The 17584-nt window shown below is 52.0% G+C and carries 16 protein-coding genes and 2 pseudogenes; 9 read left to right on the forward strand and 9 right to left on the reverse strand.

The annotated features are described in order from the left end of the window. Positions 1 to 144 precede the first annotated feature (144 nt). Together L384_RS05485 and L384_RS05480 are read left to right on the forward strand one after the other, a co-directional pair. Positions 145 to 2310 (forward strand): type I secretion system permease/ATPase, encoded by a 2166-nt coding sequence (locus L384_RS05485; protein WP_023324622.1) that lies wholly within the window; start codon positions 145 to 147, stop codon positions 2308 to 2310. Next, complete coding sequence (locus tag L384_RS05480) at positions 2307 to 3482, forward strand: HlyD family type I secretion periplasmic adaptor subunit (protein ID WP_022651165.1); 1176 nt, start codon at positions 2307 to 2309, stop codon at positions 3480 to 3482. Before L384_RS05485 ends, L384_RS05480 begins: the two co-directional genes overlap by 4 nt. A 33-nt stretch (positions 3483 to 3515) precedes the next feature. On the opposite strand, the gene L384_RS05475 is transcribed toward L384_RS05480, so the two are convergent. Next, positions 3516 to 4400, reverse strand: coding sequence for a hypothetical protein (locus tag L384_RS05475; RefSeq protein ID WP_032610223.1), 885 nt, complete (start codon positions 4398 to 4400; stop codon positions 3516 to 3518). Between the two features lie 285 nt (positions 4401 to 4685). On the opposite strand from L384_RS05475, the gene L384_RS05470 reads away from it, so the two are divergent. Further along, on the forward strand, positions 4686 to 6143 hold the full coding sequence (locus tag L384_RS05470; RefSeq protein WP_023324624.1) for an EAL domain-containing protein: 1458 nt from the start codon (positions 4686 to 4688) through the stop codon (positions 6141 to 6143). 83 nt (positions 6144 to 6226) lie between these two features. On the opposite strand, the gene L384_RS05465 is transcribed toward L384_RS05470, so the two are convergent. The 6 genes from L384_RS05465 to L384_RS05440 form a co-directional block, all read right to left on the reverse strand. Further along, positions 6227 to 6505, reverse strand: a complete 279-nt coding sequence (locus tag L384_RS05465) for a biofilm development regulator YmgB/AriR family protein (protein WP_044596271.1) — start codon at positions 6503 to 6505, stop codon at positions 6227 to 6229. 23 nt (positions 6506 to 6528) lie between these two features. Beyond that, entirely contained in the window at positions 6529 to 6828 is a 300-nt protein-coding gene (locus L384_RS05460) for a hypothetical protein (RefSeq protein WP_003857266.1), read from the reverse strand. A 118-nt stretch (positions 6829 to 6946) separates the two neighbouring features. Beyond that, positions 6947 to 7186, reverse strand: a complete 240-nt coding sequence (gene ycgZ / locus L384_RS05455; RefSeq protein ID WP_003857265.1) for a regulatory protein YcgZ — start codon at positions 7184 to 7186, stop codon at positions 6947 to 6949. Positions 7187 to 7375: 189 nt separating this feature from the next. Continuing rightward, on the reverse strand, positions 7376 to 7648 hold the full coding sequence (locus L384_RS05450) for an ElaB/YgaM/YqjD family protein (RefSeq protein ID WP_003857263.1): 273 nt from the start codon (positions 7646 to 7648) through the stop codon (positions 7376 to 7378). 184 nt (positions 7649 to 7832) lie between these two features. After that, positions 7833 to 8438 carry a hypothetical protein gene (locus L384_RS05445; protein ID WP_023324625.1) on the reverse strand — a complete coding sequence of 202 codons (606 nt, stop codon included), beginning with the start codon at positions 8436 to 8438 and terminating at the stop codon, positions 7833 to 7835. Between the two features lie 339 nt (positions 8439 to 8777). Then, on the reverse strand, positions 8778 to 9089 hold the full coding sequence (locus L384_RS05440; RefSeq protein ID WP_003857260.1) for a hypothetical protein: 312 nt from the start codon (positions 9087 to 9089) through the stop codon (positions 8778 to 8780). A 398-nt stretch (positions 9090 to 9487) separates the two neighbouring features. On the opposite strand from L384_RS05440, the pseudogene L384_RS05435 reads away from it, so the two are divergent. Further along, positions 9488 to 10033: pseudogene (locus tag L384_RS05435) on the forward strand (phosphotransferase family protein); the annotation flags it as partial. 9 nt (positions 10034 to 10042) lie between these two features. Here the strand turns inward: L384_RS05435 and L384_RS0121245 are convergent. Then, positions 10043 to 11256, reverse strand: a protein-coding gene (locus tag L384_RS0121245) for an IS3 family transposase (protein ID WP_155857818.1) whose coding sequence is annotated in 2 segments (ribosomal slippage) — positions 10043 to 10962 and positions 10962 to 11256 — 1215 coding nt in all. Because the reading frame shifts where the segments join, the coding sequence is not laid out codon by codon here. Positions 11257 to 11294: 38 nt separating this feature from the next. On the opposite strand from L384_RS0121245, the pseudogene L384_RS22800 reads away from it, so the two are divergent. From L384_RS22800 to L384_RS05415, 4 genes and pseudogenes are all read left to right on the forward strand, one after another. Continuing rightward, positions 11295 to 11537, forward strand: a pseudogene (locus tag L384_RS22800) (aminoglycoside phosphotransferase); the annotation flags it as partial. Between the two features lie 216 nt (positions 11538 to 11753). Further along, on the forward strand, positions 11754 to 12029 hold the full coding sequence (locus L384_RS05425) for a metal/formaldehyde-sensitive transcriptional repressor (protein WP_003857256.1): 276 nt from the start codon (positions 11754 to 11756) through the stop codon (positions 12027 to 12029). 32 nt (positions 12030 to 12061) lie between these two features. Beyond that, a complete protein-coding gene (locus L384_RS05420) occupies positions 12062 to 13180 on the forward strand; it encodes an S-(hydroxymethyl)glutathione dehydrogenase/class III alcohol dehydrogenase (protein ID WP_003857251.1) in 1119 nt (372 codons plus the stop codon). Between the two features lie 159 nt (positions 13181 to 13339). Continuing rightward, positions 13340 to 15031: a methyl-accepting chemotaxis protein gene (locus L384_RS05415; RefSeq protein ID WP_023324628.1), complete on the forward strand. Its 1692-nt coding sequence runs from the start codon at positions 13340 to 13342 to the stop codon at positions 15029 to 15031. Between the two features lie 41 nt (positions 15032 to 15072). Here the strand turns inward: L384_RS05415 and L384_RS05410 are convergent, their stop codons facing one another. Next, positions 15073 to 15996 (reverse strand): LysR substrate-binding domain-containing protein, encoded by a 924-nt coding sequence (locus L384_RS05410; protein WP_003857247.1) that lies wholly within the window; start codon positions 15994 to 15996, stop codon positions 15073 to 15075. 227 nt (positions 15997 to 16223) lie between these two features. Between L384_RS05410 and L384_RS05405 the strand changes: the two genes are divergently transcribed. After that, complete coding sequence (locus tag L384_RS05405) at positions 16224 to 17567, forward strand: 2-oxoadipate dioxygenase/decarboxylase HglS (protein ID WP_003857245.1); 1344 nt, start codon at positions 16224 to 16226, stop codon at positions 17565 to 17567. Positions 17568 to 17584: the final 17 nt, after the last annotated feature.

The raw sequence follows: 17584 nt of genomic DNA on the forward strand, positions 1-17584 counted from the left end.
TTTGCGTTTCTTTACACGAATAGCCATAACCCTATATTTCACAAGATTATTTTGCGGGCTCGTTTAGACAGTGTTCGATTTCTAATCATCCCGGAAAGGTATCATTTCAGTGCGAAATCATCGCCCTGAACAGGACGTAGCATTATGAAGACACATCCACAGTACGAACCCTGGTTGCAGGGCATGCTCATCATCGCGAAATATTATCGGCTGGATTTTTCGGCGGAGCATGTTCGGGTCACGATTAACCATGAAAGCCAGTCGCCACGCCAGCTGGTGCTGGAGGAGATGGCGCGCCAGCTTGGGCTGGGGATGCGGTGGGTGGCGGCGGAAGCCCTATCGCTCGATCCCTGGCGTTTACCGCTGCTGGCGGAGTTTACCGGCGGGCAAATTGCGGTCATCAACCGTATGGACAACGATGGGAACGTCAGCGTGCAGTTTAGCGGCGACGGCGGCCTGGAGACAACGCTGACGCGGGACGAGCTCGGTTCGCGGTTAAAGGGGCTGATGGTGCTGCGTCCCCTGGAGTCCACGCCGGATGCGCGCGTGGATGATTACATCAAACCCTATGAGAAAAACTGGTTCTGGCAGCTGGCGCTGAAAGACTGGCGTCGTTACAGCGATATTATGCTGGTGGCGCTGGTCGCCAACGTGCTGGCGCTTTCCGGCATGGTCTTCTCCATGCAGGTCTACGACAGGGTGGTACCGTCGCAGTCAGAAGCCACGCTGTGGGTGCTGTTTGGCGGCGTGATGATTGCCATCGTGTTCGAATTCATCATGCGCATGCTGCGCGTGCACATTTCTGACGTGGTGGGGAAGCGCGCCGATCTGCGCATCTCTGAACGCGTCTTTGCCCACGCGCTGCGGATTAAAAACGGCGCACGCTCGAAATCAACCGGATCGTTTATCGCGCAGATCCGCGAGCTGGAGTCGGTGCGCGAGCTGATCACCTCGACGACCATTGCGGCCCTCTCCGATCTGCCGTTCTTCCTGCTGTTCGTCTTCATTCTGTGGATGATTGGTGGTCCGCTGGTGCTGGTGGTCCTGCTCGCCGTGCCGCTGTTGCTTATTCCTGGCCTGCTGGTGCAGCGCCCGCTGGGGAAACTCTCCAGCGAAGGGATGCGTGAATCGGCGATTCGCAACGCCACGCTGGTGGAAGCGGTGCAGGGGCTTGAGGACATCAAGCTGATGCGCGCTGAGCAGCGGTTCCAGAACCAGTGGAATAACACCAATGACGTTGCCGCCAGCGTCGGCATGAAGCAGCGCTGGCTGACGGGGCTGCTGCTAACCTGGACCCAGGAGGTGCAATCTATCGTCTACGCCGTGGTGCTGCTGGTGGGGTGTTACCTGGTCATCAGCGGTGACATGACCACCGGTGCGCTGGTGGGCACCTCGATTCTGGCGTCCCGGACCATTGCGCCGCTGTCGCAAATTTCTGGCGTGCTTTCCCGCTGGCAGTCAGCAAAGGTGGCCCGCAAGGGACTGGATGACCTGATGCAGCGCCCGATTGACGATCCCCAGCACGGAAAGAAGGTGCATAAAGCCCACCTGCGCGGTGATTATCGGCTGGACGACGTCGGGTTTTATTACGACGAAGAAGAGAAGCTCACCGTGCTGAATATCAGCAAACTACGCATTCGCGCCGGGGAGCGCGTGGCGGTGCTCGGGCGGAATGGTTCGGGGAAAAGCACCTTGCTGCACCTCCTCGCGGGAATGCAGGAGCCGCAGCAGGGCAGCATTTTGCTGGACGATATTGCTCTCAATCATCTTGACCCGGCCGACGTGCGCCGCGATATGCAGTTGCTCAGCCAGCAGGCGCGGCTGTTCTTCGGATCCGTACGCGACAACATCCTGATGGGTAATCCGCTGGCGACAGACGAGGAAATCCATCAGGCGCTGGTCAACAGCGGCGCGCTGGAGTTTGTGCGCAAGCAGAAAATGGGGCTAAACACCATCATCAACGAGGGCGGAACGGGGCTTTCCGGCGGGCAACGTCAGGCGCTGCTGCTGGCGCGCGCGCTGATCACCTCGCCGAATATTCTGCTGCTGGATGAACCCACCGCCTGGCTGGATGAGGTCAGCGAGAAGCAGTTTATCCAGCATCTGCACCAGTGGCTCGGTAAGCGCCGGACGCTGGTGGTGGCGACGCATCGCCTGCCGATTCTGGACCTGGTTGACCGCATCATCGTCCTGGAAAACGGCAAAGTGGTGATGGATGGCCCTCGTGATGCCATTTTACGCCAGCACGGAATGGCCCCGCATCAGGCGCCGCAGCGTACGGTTAAACTGAAAACGGAGGGCGTGGCATGAATGATTTCTCCCGCTTTAATAGCCGACTGAAGGAGCCCCGCCTGCCGCGTTCGTCGCTGGTGGCATGGTCGCTGTTTGCCCTGCTGGTGGTGTTTATTACCTGGGCCAGCCTGTTCCAGCTGGATGAGGTCACGACGGGCAGTGGCAAGGTGATCCCGTCCTCCCACGAGCAGGTGATCCAGTCCCTGGAAGGGGGGATTATTCACAGTCTGATGGTGCGCGAAGGCGACATCGTCGAGCGTGGTCAACAGCTTGCCCAACTGGACCGGACGAAAACCGAGTCCAGCGTGCTGGAGAGCGAGTCTCGATTAAACGCTGCAATGGCGACGGCCGCGCGTCTGAATGCTGAGGTGAACGACACCGGGCTGACATTCCCGGCAGAGCTGGATGACGACGTTGAGCTGGTCAAACAGGAAACGGCGCTTTATCAGTCACGTCGCGAAAGCCTTGAAAAAGGGCTGGCGGGTTTACGCCAGGGAGCGGATCTCGTGCAGCGTGAACTGGCATTAACGCGCCCGCTGGTGACGCAGGGGGCGGCCAGTAAGGTCGAAGTCTTACGCCTTGAACGCCAAAAAAATGAGCTGGAGAGCAAAATCACCGAGATGAAAAACCAGTACTACGTTCGCGCCCGCGAAGAACTGGCGAAAGCGAACGCAGAAATAGAGGCGCAGCGTTCGGTCATGAAAGGACGCGAAGATTCACTCACCCGCTTAACGTTTAATGCGCCGGTGCGTGGCATCGTGAAGGATATTGACGTGACGACGGTGGGCGGGGTGATCCCGCCGAACGGCAAACTGATGAGCCTGGTACCGCTTGATGACCAGATGGTGATAGAAGCGAAAATCTCGCCGCGCGATGTCGCGTTTATCCATCCCGGGCAAAAAGCGCTGGTGAAAATCACCGCCTATGATTACTCGATCTACGGCGGGCTGGAAGGGGAGGTGACGATGATTTCCCCGGATACCCTTCAGGACGAGGTGAAACGGGATGTTTATTATTATCGCGTTTATATTCGTACAGACAGTAACCATCTGACCAACAGGCAGGGCAAGGCGTTCCCGGTGTTCCCGGGCATGATAGCCACAGTTGATATCAAAACCGGCAGTAAATCCGTCATTGATTATCTGCTGAAACCGTTGAATAAGGCAAAAGAGGCGCTGCGCGAGCGGTAAAAAAGGCGTTCAGCAAACCGAACGCCCGTCAGATCAGAGTGTAGGCGTCATGTTGACAGCATGGCGTCGTTCTTTTGGTACCACATTGATGTAATGTGTGACATACGCAAAATATAATCCGGCATAATTTTCGACAAGCTCGATAAAGGCCGGATAAATTGACATCCGGCCATCGCCGCGATCTTTAAGATAACCTGCCTCCTGCGCCGATTTGATAATGCGGTTGACGTGAATACGCGAGACGAAAAATTCTTTTGCCAGCGTGCTGGCTGAATACGCTATTATGGCACCGTGTGCTGTTTTGTTTTTAATGGCCTGCAAATAGAGATAGAGCATAATCATTCGTCCACCATCCTTATCAATAAATAAACCCACCTCCGGAAGCACTTTCCTGAATGTTAATCCGCGGAAAAGGTACTCTGCGGCGCGCCGGAAAAAGTTGTGCCTCAGAATGTCATTGTCCAGAAGGTTAACATTAATGTTGAATGCCGGATAAAGAATGCTGACAGGCGTAAACGCCCCGGACATATAGCGTTTAAGCTCATCGAGTCCTTTTTCCGTCGGCGCAATTTTTGTTTTTCGGCGATCTTCACTACAGCGCCAGGTCTTAATTCGCCCGGTAGTTTTAAGTATGGTAATGATCGCGATAACACTGTTAGGGCTGGCGATATTATAACGGGTGCATAGCGCCTTAATCTCTGAAACTGACTCAGCCTGATTGCCAAAAACAAAACAACACATGGACAATATTATGTTGAAGCGTGATTCCTGAAGCATCGTTTTGTAGAACAAGGGTTGTTTTTTATAAATGACATCATTAATTCTGTAGTGTTCTGTTATAGCTTCACCAAATCGCGGGTTGTTTTTAATGACATCCCTTCGATGTAGCAAAGCCCTGGATGAGATGTGATTATCCATAGCATTTTCTCTTTTTGTCTGGGCCGATAAGATGAAGTGTCCGGTCTTCTTTTTCGGAATTTTCATTATACCTCGAGAAATGCATATTTACTGTCGTTATATGAAAAGAAAGTAATATTTATGCTGCATATGGATGAGTCGGTTGATTAACGCAAAAATGTTCCTGTGCATAACATTGATAACGGTTTATTAACCAAACAGGGTGCGGTAAAATTATTCAATGCGACAAAGAGTATTGGCTTTAATTACAGATGGGAATACTATTTGCATTCTCAGGAGCAGGTTATGTCTCAAAATTTACCTTTTATACAAGGTACGTGCTACAAGCAACGGTTTGTTATTTCAGCCTGCGGTTTCACCTTCGAGGGGTATAGCCTGCTTCTGAAGTCACGTGGCGTAAACGCCACGCGGCTCCATTTTGAAGAGGATGAAGTTTGCTCAGGTGATGTTCATAAAATGATGCAAAATCAACCACCTGAAGTTGCTGTTTTTCTTGGTCGCGACGTCGCTGCCTTTCTTGAAAGCCTGAAGCAGTTGGTATCGGTGCTGAATGCGCTGCCGGTTATTTGTAGCGTGACGCTGTATGGCGCAATACCAGAGAGATGGCTTTATGCCACGTTGTGTAGTCTCGTTAATAATACCAAATCGTTATCGATGATCAGGATAGCGAATATTTCAGACGTAATGGACTGTGCAGACAACATTTATGACGTGCATACCGATTCGTCACGCATATTGCGTGATGGACCCGAGAAAGAAGGTAAAGAAAGTCTGAATGGTTTAACAAAGCGCGAATTAACCGTATTGCTGAATTTTTATCGGGGTATTTCGATAAAAGAGCAGTCTGCGAGGTTAGGGTTGTCAGATAAAACCATTTATACCCATAGAAAAGTGGGGTTGGATAAATTATATCTTATCAGGGTGTGGTTTAGCGATACACGTGTTTTTAGAGATGAAGTCTGTGCAGTAAAAAATAATCCGCAGGGGTTTTCGGATGCGGAAATTGATATTTTGCAGGCGTTACATAAGCGGGAAATCTTTGCGGCTTATCAAATTATTACCGATGGCGATAAAAAAGGAGTAGGCTTTGAAATTCTGCTGCGCTGGCATAAAAACGGTCAGGTTCTGAAGGCTGCCCAATTTCTGGGTGGGGTGAAAAATGGCGAAATATGGCTCAAGCTGACGGCGTTAGTCATCCACGCGGCCGTGTCAGGTATCAACAGATACAATGGGAAATATTATTTTTCGGTTAATATTCCGCCTCCACTGGCTACCGGGAACGCGCTGCCGGGAATGGCGAAAAAAGCCGTTGAGATGTTACTGAAGCCGCAGTGGGCCGGGAAACTTGTCTTTGAATTAGCTGAAGCGATTGATGTGACAAAGGATCCAAATATTCCTGTCACTCTTCAGCGTTTACGCGCCGAGGGGTGTCGGCTGTTTCTGGATGATTGCTTTTCCAGAGATTACGCTATGTTACCCATCCGACAGATTAATGTTGATGGATTGAAGCTTGACCGCGATATAGTTGAGCACTTTGTTGCTAACGACAATGACTATAGCATTATTAAAGCGATACAGATATACAGCGACATGACGGGAAGGGAATGCGTTGCGGAAGGCGTCGATAGCGAAGAAAAATTTAAAAAACTTGTCGCGTTAGGAGTTAAACGCTTTCAGGGATATTATCTTTCCCGGGCGGTTAAAGAAGAAGAGCTTGATCGAATGGTACGGCTATTTAGTTAATGGGTTCACTATGCTGGTGGTACGACAGAGAAACTTTTCTACCACCAGCAAAAACAGTCACTCACCAGCACAATAATCTGTTATCAGATATCATCGCGCGTAAAACCGACAACAATTTCAAGCGTATTTCGAATGACATCGCAGGCTTCGGGCTCCTCGGTAATTTCGAGGGCGTGAATCAGTTGCAGGATAATCTCTTTATTAGAGAGATTGTCACCGGTCAGCATAATACAGCGTATTGCCGAGCCCAACACTTCAACCTCACCACTGAGATGTTTTCCTGCATTAAGAAAATGTTCCGCCAGTCCTTTATCGTGCAAGGCTTCAAAATTATACGTCTGCTGCATAATCGCTTTACTCATGGTGGTCACCGTTTCGGTTAAAATTAGTGTTTCTTGTCTGGGGTCAAAAGCGTGTTGTGAGTAAAGAGAGATCGCATGCGACCCATGTCATAATTGCCCATCACTCTTCCCCGGTCGTGCGAGACGCCGGTTACACGCTGGCGCACTTCATCTTCAGCGGCAATCAATGCATTTTTACGTTCATCATTTGATTCAACGTTAGCCATCGCACGCAGGCGATTAGCAAGAGACACAAAGGTAATAGGTCCGTTCTCTTTCAGTATGGATAATACGGCCTCACCGATAAGGTCATCCTTAAGTCGTTCAAATTTAGTTCTATGCATACCTTCAATCTCACTCTGCTACACGCGGCAGGCTGTAGCATGGGGTTAGTCATCGCATTCAGAAGCTCTATTCTCACTCAGCATGACTAACTTAGTAAGTTAAAAAACAGTGTTCAGGTTAACGCTCGAAGAAGAGGGCTATCAAACCGTTGTAGTGCGCTTTCTCAACGTCAGACGTGGATTCTTCAATTCTGCGCAACAGCTTTGTACAAATTGTCATTCTGCTCAGTTGTACATTTTCTTTGATGATCTCACTGACGATGGCACCAAGGGTTTCCTGCTGTGTTGGGACGTTATCCTTGTTAAAATACAAGGTTATAGCGCTTTCTGCTGTAGAGGGAGCATGGTTGCGACGCATAATTTTCCACCGTTAACAAACAATTTTGTAACATCACTGGCATCGAATTTATACTATATGGTCAAATCTGTACATCAAAATTGTACAACTTTTTCGTATGGATTGAGCTTTTATCAGGAGAACTATCAAGATTAGGGGGGGGAAGAGAAGGAAAGAGGGGGAAAAGAAAAGGCCCCGGAGGGCCTGAAATTATTTACGTCCCAACAGAAGTCCCAGAACGATACCTACCGCACCCGCAGCGATTAAGCCCGTTAACGGGTTATTTCTGACGGCTTCAGTAACATCCGAGACGGCATCACTGGCCTGGGCAGCATATTTTTTCGCTGCACCTTTCACCTGGTGTTTAGGGGAGTCAACGAATTCACCAAACTGCTGCTGCGCAGAGCCGGATAATTCATCAAGTTTGTTTTTGGCTTTATCGCCAGCGTATTGTGCATTTTTATCAGTGTCGAAATCAGACATTCCAGCCTCCTTTTGTTGATAGTCTAAGGATAGACGCTGATTTCAGGCGTGAGCGAGAATTCGCTGAAATCGACGCCTGATTGCCCCTTTTTAGGATATGTCTTTCTTACATGACAACCCTAACGTCCTTAGGATGTTGTTGATCACTATTTCCCTCGCCGTCTCTCTACGCAGTGCGAAGAGATTATTTTTGTCGTGCGTGAGCGGGAAAGGTAACGTAATAACCAAGGGATGCGGCCAGGCACAGCATATAACCGAACGATTCCGAACCTTCCTCCACGGCGTTTTTCACGACACGCATATAGCCATGCTCCAGGATGGCGTGCCACAGCACCTGCATTCCAAAGAGGCGGGAGAAGACCAGTACAGCCAGCAGGCCGCTCAACAGAATACCGTACCAGGGGGATTGGGTATATTTTGCCAGCTGTTCCAGGGTAGCACGAAAATGCATAACGGGGCGAATTAACGCCAGCACAGCGGTAATCAGCGCGAACCACACCCAACTCCCATGAGAAATGAGATCAAAAAGCGCGTCCAGCTCACGAATTAGCATTGTCAGGAAAAATCCGCCCACCAGAATATTACAGTAACGCATGGATTCGTACATTTTCGCCAGACGAAAATGGAGAAAGACAATACTCGCTAATACCGTTTCCTGCATAATTTCGGTCAGTGATAATTCCGGAATATCATGGCCGACAAACCGCATATCTACCCAAAGACAAAGTACAACAAGTGCGCAAGCGGCCGCTGCGCCAACGAAGAATAAAAAGCTCTTTAGTACAATCATTAACACCACCATTTTGTTTGTAGCGAGTATGTTAGGTGACGAGAATGTTATTTCTGTCCACATTGTGCCATATAGGTGCGGATTTTTAACATTTCGAGCTAAATAGGGTTGGTCACGACGAGACGAAAGCGTAAATATCGTCAACAACGTCTGTGCTGTTTAGGCGGGGCGATGTCATTGCGGAGGGTGCCATCAGGCAACGGGATGTCAGGGTATTGAGGGACCAGCGAGAGGTGGAAAACACAGCTGCGGAACTATCTTGTCGATGTTTTCTTAAGAACATACTCTGATTGAGAAAGCGTTCAGTTCCACAAAAATGCTGTTTCTCCACCCTGGGAATTATTTTTCTTCTTTGTACTCACCTTTTGATTTCAGTTTATCTCTAACCAGGTTGGCGCAACTGGTTGCATTCTGTAAACTCAGGTCGTTTACAATAGAAGAACGAGATTTTAAAACTTCGTTGTAAGCTTCTTTAACTTTCGGACTGACTGTTGCAGCAAAACTATCTGGTGGGAAGTTACCCAAAGGTTCTTTATCACCGCTTAAGGCCTTAGCACAAGCATTATTAATTTGGTCATCAATGCTTAATTGATTAGCGATAGCTGATAACGAAAAAGATAAAACCAAAGAGGCGAGAACAATTCTTTTCATACTTAGTCATTCCTTAATGATGAAGCGTTGTGATCCGAATTCAATATGTAAAACCCAATTGTGATAGTAATATTTATCAGAGTGTATAAAAATTCTTTTGGATAAACCGGATCAGGACCAATTTCAGCAATGTTTTCTGTCCGAACATGCTGCACCCGACTTATTTTGTTTACTACAGGCTAAATGTTATCAAAGATAAATATATCCAACAGCATTAGTCTATTCTTTTTCGTATTCTTATGATACCTACGTTCTTTAGTGGGGGTTAGTGTGATTGCACAAGTCTTTTAAAGTAGGATTTTTAAGAAAGAATGATGATGTATGACTTCATCTGTAGCACACTTGCATTACACTCAATAACAAGAACAACCAACACGTTAATTTTTAAGGGACAGTGCATGGCTGCAATGGATTTATCCAAAATGGGCACTGCCAAAGTGGTGCTGAATACCAGTGATTGCAATCAGATAGTTATAGAAAAGTGGCCTGTCAGCGATGTTGAGTGGGCCTTTTATCTCTACGCGGCAACAGAGCTTAATCAGGCAGGGATTGCTACGCCAACGCTTTTGTCTGCTGATGCCACCTTACGCAAGTTAAGACTGGAGTATATTCCTTATAAGGTTGATCAGACCGCTGTGGCAAACGATTATGCCATAGCTATGCTGGGGCGCCTGCATCGCTATCCTGCAAATTCTGAATGGCTCTATCATACGCATACGTGGACAGAAACAGCGCTTGAAAACGCTCTCATGCTTTTGGCATTACCTGAAAAAAATGCCCGGCAGCTTCGACGATTTCAGCAGAATAGTAATGCGTTATTCGCCTGCCAAAGCCTGGTTTCAGGCGACAGCAATGCAGGCAACTGGGGAAGAAGAGAAAGCGGTAATTTAGTTCTTTTTGACTGGGAAAGGTTTGGCAAAGGGAGTCCTGCTATTGACCTGGCTCTGTAGTGGTCAAGTAATATTGGCCACGGTTTTACAGTAAAAATGGTACCTGTTCTCAGACTCTTCCGGCGTCAACCCACCGTTATAATGGTGAGGTCTGACGCTGTTGTAGTAGTTCAATATATAGCCACTAATTTGCTGCCGGGCCTCGTCCTTACCTGCGTAACCATTCACTGGCACCCATTCTGTTTTCAGACTGCGGAAGAAGCGTTCCATGGGACTATTATCCCAGCAGTTTCCCCGCCGACTGACACTTTGTTTTATTCTGCAACGCCAGAGACGTTGTTGATATTTCAGGCCTGTATACTGACTTCCCTGGTCGCTATGGAACATGACATCATGCGGTTGACCACGCGTCTCATAAGCCATCCGCAGAGCGTTGCTTATCAGTGCGGTATCGGCATTCGCTGACAGACTCCAGCCGATAACCCTGCGGGCAAAAAGATCCATAACGATCGCCAGATAGCACCAGCGATTTCCTGCCCAGATATACGTAATATCTCCGCACCATACCCGATCTGGCTCGGGCACAGCGAACTGGCGCTCAAGCAGATTCGGCAGGCAGGTATGCTCCTGACGGGCATTTTTGTACTGATGTTTTCCAGGCTGGCAACTGCTCAGGTTCAGATATTTCATCAGACGCCCTGCACGGTAACGGCTCATCGGGACGCCGTTTTGGGTCAGCATGTCAGCCAGAGTGCGCGCCCCTGCTGAGCCCCGGCTCTGATTCCACGCCCGGCGTATTTCGCTGCACAGCCTGACTCGCGCCGGATTAACCGTATCGCGTTGTTTTCGCCAGTATCGGTAACTGCTGCGGTGTATTCCCAGCGCGGAACACAGGCTGACGACCGTGTGGCTGTCACTTAGTCTGGCAACTATCGTGAACCGTTCAGTGAGTCGGACATCAAGAGCGCGGTAGCCTTTTTTAATATCGTATTCTGTTCCTCCAGGCGACGAACCTGCTTTTCCAGCTCGCGGATACGTTGCTGGTCTGGAGTAATAGGTGTGGCAGAGGGCGTAATCCCCTGGCGCTCTCGCCTGAGCTGGCGTACCCAGCTCTCAAGCGTGGTAGAACCGACATTCATCGCTTCACTGGCTTGTCGATAGGAGTAGCCCTTATCAACAATCAGCTGTGCACATTCCAGCCTGAACTCGGGGGTGAAAGTACGCTTAGTTTTCTTGTTCATTAAGTCACCTGTTTTGTGTTGAGGTGAGAATATCACCTTTAATCAGGTGGCCAAATTTACTGTGCCACTACACTCCCCTCATAAGGGGAATGGGGACAAAACAAGAATTTATAGACCTTGCAGGACGCTATTGCCAGCTATCCTCCCATCAAAATATCAGGGAGCTGGCCAGAGAAATTGCTATTGTCAAAGCCTGGATTGTCACGGAAGTGATTGTCCTGCTTCATATGCGGCAAAAGAGTGCATTTCCCTTGTATCTCAACTGGTACAGAGAACATCTTCCCGACTGGTTAGACAACGTGGAAAAAATGTTATGAAGCATGAATTCTAAAAATTCTGCTTTTTATAGCAATACCTACTTTTCGCTCCTGACGCACCTGATTGCCCACTTCTGATATATCAGCGAGTCACTAATATTAACTCGCTGATTTTTCACATTACCTACGGTTCTACTTAAAACCCACAATAAACTTCGTGTTTACATAAAATCGTATTAACAGATACAATACCCCCCTATAGTATCAGGAGGGCGTATGCCGCATTCACCCGAAGATAAAAAACGTATTCTGACCCGCGTCCGCCGCATTCGGGGCCAGGTTGATGCCCTTGAACGCGCCCTGGAATCGGGCGATCCCTGTCTCGCCATTTTGCAGCAAATCGCCGCCGTGCGCGGCGCTGCCAATGGCCTGATGGGGGAAATGGTTGAAATTCACCTCAAAGATGAGCTGGTGACGGGGGAGACCACCCCGGATCAGCGGGCTGTGCGGATGGCGGAAGTCGGCCATTTACTGCGCTCTTATCTAAAATAAATCCACACACCTCACAACAAGGGAAAGACATCATGAAATCTCGCGCAGCTGTCGCGTTCGGCCCAGGCCAGCCGCTGAAAATCGTTGAAATTGATGTTGCTCCGCCGAAGAAAGGCGAAGTGCTGATCAAAATTACCCACACCGGCGTTTGCCATACCGATGCGTTTACCCTGTCCGGTGACGATCCGGAAGGCGTATTCCCGGCGGTGCTCGGCCACGAAGGGGGCGGTGTGGTGGTGGAAGTGGGTGAAGGCGTCACCAGCCTGAAGCCCGGCGACCATGTGATCCCGCTCTACACCGCAGAGTGCGGCGAGTGTAAGTTCTGCAAATCCGGCAAAACTAACCTCTGCCAGGCCGTGCGCGCCACGCAGGGTAAAGGTCTTATGCCGGACGGCACCACCCGTTTCTCCTATAACGGCGAGCCCATTTATCACTACATGGGGACCAGCACCTTCAGCGAATACACGGTGTGCGCCGAGATCTCACTGGCGAAAGTGAATCCGCAGGCCCCGCTGGATAAAGTCTGTCTGCTCGGCTGCGGTGTCACCACCGGTATCGGCGCGGTGCATAACACGGCGAAAGTGAAAGAGGGTGACACCGTGGCGGTGTTCGGCCTCGGCGGGATCGGTCTGGCAGTCATCCAGGGCGCGGTACAGGCGAAAGCTGGCCGCATCATTGCTGTGGATACCAACCCGGAAAAATTTAAGCTCGCAGGTGAGATGGGCGCGACCGATTTCATCAACCCGAAAGACTACGACAAACCGGTTCAGGAGGTGATCGTTGAGCTGACCGACGGCGGCGTGGACTTCAGCTTCGAATGTATCGGCAACGTCGATGTGATGCGCTCAGCGCTTGAGTGCTGCCACAAAGGCTGGGGCGAGAGCATCATTATCGGTGTGGCCGGCGCGGGTCAGGAGATCAAAACCCGTCCCTTCCAGCTGGTGACAGGGCGCGTATGGCGCGGGTCGGCATTTGGCGGCGTGAAAGGCCGTACCCAGCTGCCGGGCATGGTTGAAGATGCGATGGTCGGTAAAATTCAGCTCGACCCGTTCATTACGCACCGCCTGCCGCTGGAGCAGATCAACGAAGCCTTCGATCTGATGCACGAAGGAAAATCTATTCGTACCGTTATCCATTTCGGCGACAACTGATTATTCTGCCAGCGGTTTTTTCCGCTGGCATTTCTTCCCTGATCTTTTCTAAAGTGTGACCTGTCTGGCGCTTTTAACCGTAATCTAATTCTACGCCGTGCCGATGACTCTTTTACAGGCGTGTTTTTACGCATCTTACCTATAAGAGAGTCGACGGTCATGGACAACACAACATCGATGCAGGCGCAGCATAAGCTGAGTTTCTTGCATCACATCCGGCTGGTTCCGCTGTTTTCCTCCATTCTCGGTGGCATTATTCTCCTGTTTGCATTGAGTTCGGGTCTGGCAGGCTATTTCCTGCTCCAGGCCGATAACGATCAGCAGGATGTTACGGCAGAAATCCAGGTGCGCACCGGGCTGTCAAACAGTTCCAACCATTTACGCACCGCCCGTATCAACATGATCCACGCGGGGGCGGCGAGCCGTATCGCGGAGATGGAGGCGATGAAACAAAACATCGCTGAGGCTGAGACCCGCATCAGGCAGTCGCAGGATGGATTTGCCGCCTATATGAAGCGCACTATTCGCACACCGGCTGATGAAGCGCTGGACGGCGATCTGAAAGCCCGCTATGACGCCTACATCGCCGGTATGCAGCCGATGCTGAAATATGCCAAAAACGGCATGTTTGAAGCCATTATTAACCACGAAAATGAGACCGCGCGTCCGCTGGACGATGCCTATAACGCGGTGCTGCTGAAGGCGATAAAAATCCGCACCGAACGCGCCAACGCGCTGACGGCGCAGGCTCACACCCGCACCCGGCTGGGGCTGATGTTTATGTTCGGCGCGTTTGGCCTGGCGCTGGCGCTGGCGGTGATCACTTTTGTGGTGCTGCGCCGTACGGTGATAAACCCGCTCCAGCGAGCCGCTACGCGTATCGAAAATATCGCGAAAGGCGATTTGACCATGCCGGACGAACCGACCGGGCGCAGTGAAATTGGCCGCCTTACGCGCGATCTGCAAACGATGCAGCACGCGCTGGTGACCACCGTAGGCACCGTGCGGCAAGGGGCGGAGGAGATCTACCGGGGAACCAGCGAGATCTCCGCGGGTAACACCGATCTCTCTTCCCGTACTGAGCAGCAGGCGGCGGCGATTGAACAGACGGCGGCCAGCATGGAGCAGCTCACCGCGACGGTGAAACAGAACGCCGATAACGCGCATCATGCAAGTAAACTGGCAGAAGATGCCTCCGGGAAGGCCAGCCGCGGGGGGCAGATGGTCTCCGGCGTGGTGAAAACCATGGGTAATATTTCCACCAGCTCGAAGAAGATCTCTGAAATTACCGCCGTGATTAACAGCATCGCGTTCCAGACCAATATTCTGGCGCTCAACGCGGCGGTCGAGGCGGCGCGTGCGGGTGAACAGGGACGTGGCTTTGCGGTCGTGGCGAGTGAAGTTCGCACCCTGGCAAGCCGCAGCGCAAACGCGGCGAAAGAGATTGAAAGCCTGATTAATGAATCGGTATCGCTTATCGATCAGGGTTCCGGGGAGGTGGTTGCAGCGGGCAATACCATGAATGAAATCGTCGAGGCGGTTAAACGCGTCACCGATATCATGCTGGAGATTGCAGCGGCGTCCGATGAGCAGAGCCGCGGCATCGTTCAGGTGAGCCAGGCGATTTCCGAGATGGATAAGGTGACGCAGCAGAATGCCTCGCTGGTGGAAGAAGCTTCTGCGGCAGCGGCTTCGCTGGAGGAGCAGGGCGCACGTCTGACGGAAGCCGTTGGCGCGTTTCGTCTCAACGGGGCGCACGCAGGACGGACTACAGCCGCTGCAAACGCAGCGAAACCCGCGCCTTTAACCCCGGCGGCGGTCGTCTCAGGTGATAACTGGGAAACGTTCTGAGTAAGACAGACCCGCCCTCGCGGCGGGTTCTGCGTTTATGGTCAGAGAGGCATTGATTTACGAATGGCGCTTAACAGCGTTTGGGCACCTTCAGAGAGCGGGGCATCTACCCGCGTCAGGATCCCAATCGGTTCTCCCGCGCCGGGCGATGTTACCGGCAGCGCCGTAAGCACGCCGCGTCGCAGATCGTCCTTCACCGCGCCGGACGGCACAAACCATACGTAGTCATAATCCACCGTAAGCTGGCGCGACAGCGACGCCGAGAGCGTTTCAATACACCCGGAAGGCAGCGTGCAGCCCTGCATTTGCAGCAACGCTTCCGCATTCTGACGCGGAACGGTTCCTTTTGGTGAGACCACCACCGGCCACTCCATCACACGGCTCAGGGTCACGGTGTCCTGCAACAGAGGATGATTCGGACGCACGACCAGCTTCAGCGATTCCAGGAACAGCAGCTCGTAGTTCAGGCCGCTCATCAGTTCCGGATCGGACATCCGCCCAATGCCCAGATCCAGCTCGCCTGACTTCAGGCCCGCCAGCAGCATGGTGTTATTCATGGTCGCGACCTGAAGCGTGGCGTGCTTTTGCTGACGGTGGAACTGGCCGATCGCCGCAGGCAGTATGCCCAGCGCCGCCGTTGGCAGCGCGCCCACGCGCACGATGTCGCTGGCCGGCTCCTCTTTACGGTTTAACGCCTGACCGGCGGTATTGAGGGCATCGAGAACTTTAACGGCATGCGTCAGGAACTGTTCGCCCACGAGTGTAAGCTGAGCCCCCAGACGGCCGCGATCGAACAGGCGGGTTCCGGTAAGCTGTTCCAGTTCGTTCAGCGTTTTGGAGAGTGCAGGCTGACTGAGGTTAAGGGTTTCAGCCGCTCGCCCCAGCGTTCCCTGTTGAGCGACGGCCACAAATGTATGCAAATGGCGCAAGCGTATGCGCTGACTGAACAGACCATTTTTTTCCATAGGCGATGTTAAAAACAGAGCGACGCGGGTGACAAGTTAAGATGTTTGAATTTGATAACCTGATAGCAAAATATTTTTAACATTTGATCTGTTTGAGTTACAACCGTTTTTCGAAAATGTCCACGCTTTGACCACTCGTCTGCCTGGATCACAATTCGTAAATTCTTCCCAACGAAAGGAACGGGCTTCTCTACACTCCAGGTAGTATTCACTGGAGGCATGACATCATGGCGAACACCATCACGGCTGATGATATTCGGGAACACTTTTCGCAGGCTATGTCGGCGATGTACCAGCAGGAAGTTCCGCAGTACGGCACCTTGCTGGAACTGGTGGCGGACGTTAACCTGGCGGTTCTGGAAAATAACCCACTTTTACATGAACAACTGGCGAACGCAGACGAACTGGCGCGCCTGAATGTTGAACGTCACGGTGCGATCCGCGTTGGCACCGCGCAGGAGCTTTCCACCCTGCGCCGGATCTTCGCCATTATGGGCATGTACCCGGTCAGCTACTACGATCTCTCCCAGGCGGGCGTGCCCGTCCACTCGACGGCGTTTCGTCCGACAGACGATGCGGCGCTCTGCCGTAATCCGTTTCGCATTTTTACCTCGCTGCTGCGCCTGGAGCTGATTGAAAACGTTGCGCTGCGCGAAAGGGCGGCGGAGATCCTCTCCCGGCGCAACATCTTTACGCCGCGCTGTCTGGAACTGATCGACCTGCATGATGCGCAGGGACACTTTACCGAGGCACAGGCGCGCGAATTTGTGCAGGAAGCCTTAGAAACCTTCCGCTGGCATCGTCATGCGACGGTCGATCAGGAAACCTATCTGGCGCTGAGCAACGAACATCGCCTGATTGCCGACGTGGTCTGTTTCCCGGGGTGCCACATCAACCATCTCACGCCGCGTACGCTGGATATCGACCGGGTGCAGGAGCTAATGCCGAAGTACGGCATCGAGCCGAAAATCCTGATTGAAGGCCCGCCGCGCCGCGAGGTGCCGATCCTCCTGCGTCAGACCAGCTTTAAGGCGCTGGAGGAGCCGGTGCTGTTCGCGGGGGAACACAAGGGCACCCATACCGCGCGTTTCGGTGAGATTGAGCAGCGCGGCGTGGCGCTTACGCCGAAAGGGCGCGAGCTGTACGACAGCCTGTTAAACCAGGCCGGGACCGGCAAAGACAACCTGACCCACCAGCTTCACCTGCGCGAGATCTTCAGCGCCTTCCCGGACAGTGAAATGTTCCTGCGCCGTCAGGGGCTGGCTTATTTCCGCTACCGTCTGACCCCGACAGGTGAGGCGCATCGCCACGCGTTTCGTCCCGGCGACGATCCGCAGCCGCTGATCGAACGCGGCTGGGTTGTGGCACAGCCCATCACCTACGAGGATTTTCTGCCCGTCAGCGCGGCGGGGATCTTCCAGTCGAATCTTGGCAATGAAACGCAGGCGCGCAGCCACGGCAATGCCAGCCGCAATGCCTTCGAAGCCGCGCTCGGCTGTGCGGTGTACGACGAGTTTTCGCTTTACGAGGAGGCGGAAGCGCGCAGCAAACAGCGTTGCGGTTTGCTCTGAAACCGTTACTCTGCAAG

The sequence above is a fragment of the Enterobacter sp. MGH 38 genome (assembly GCF_000492855.1).
Taxonomy (GTDB): Bacteria; Pseudomonadota; Gammaproteobacteria; order Enterobacterales; family Enterobacteriaceae; genus Enterobacter; species Enterobacter hormaechei_C.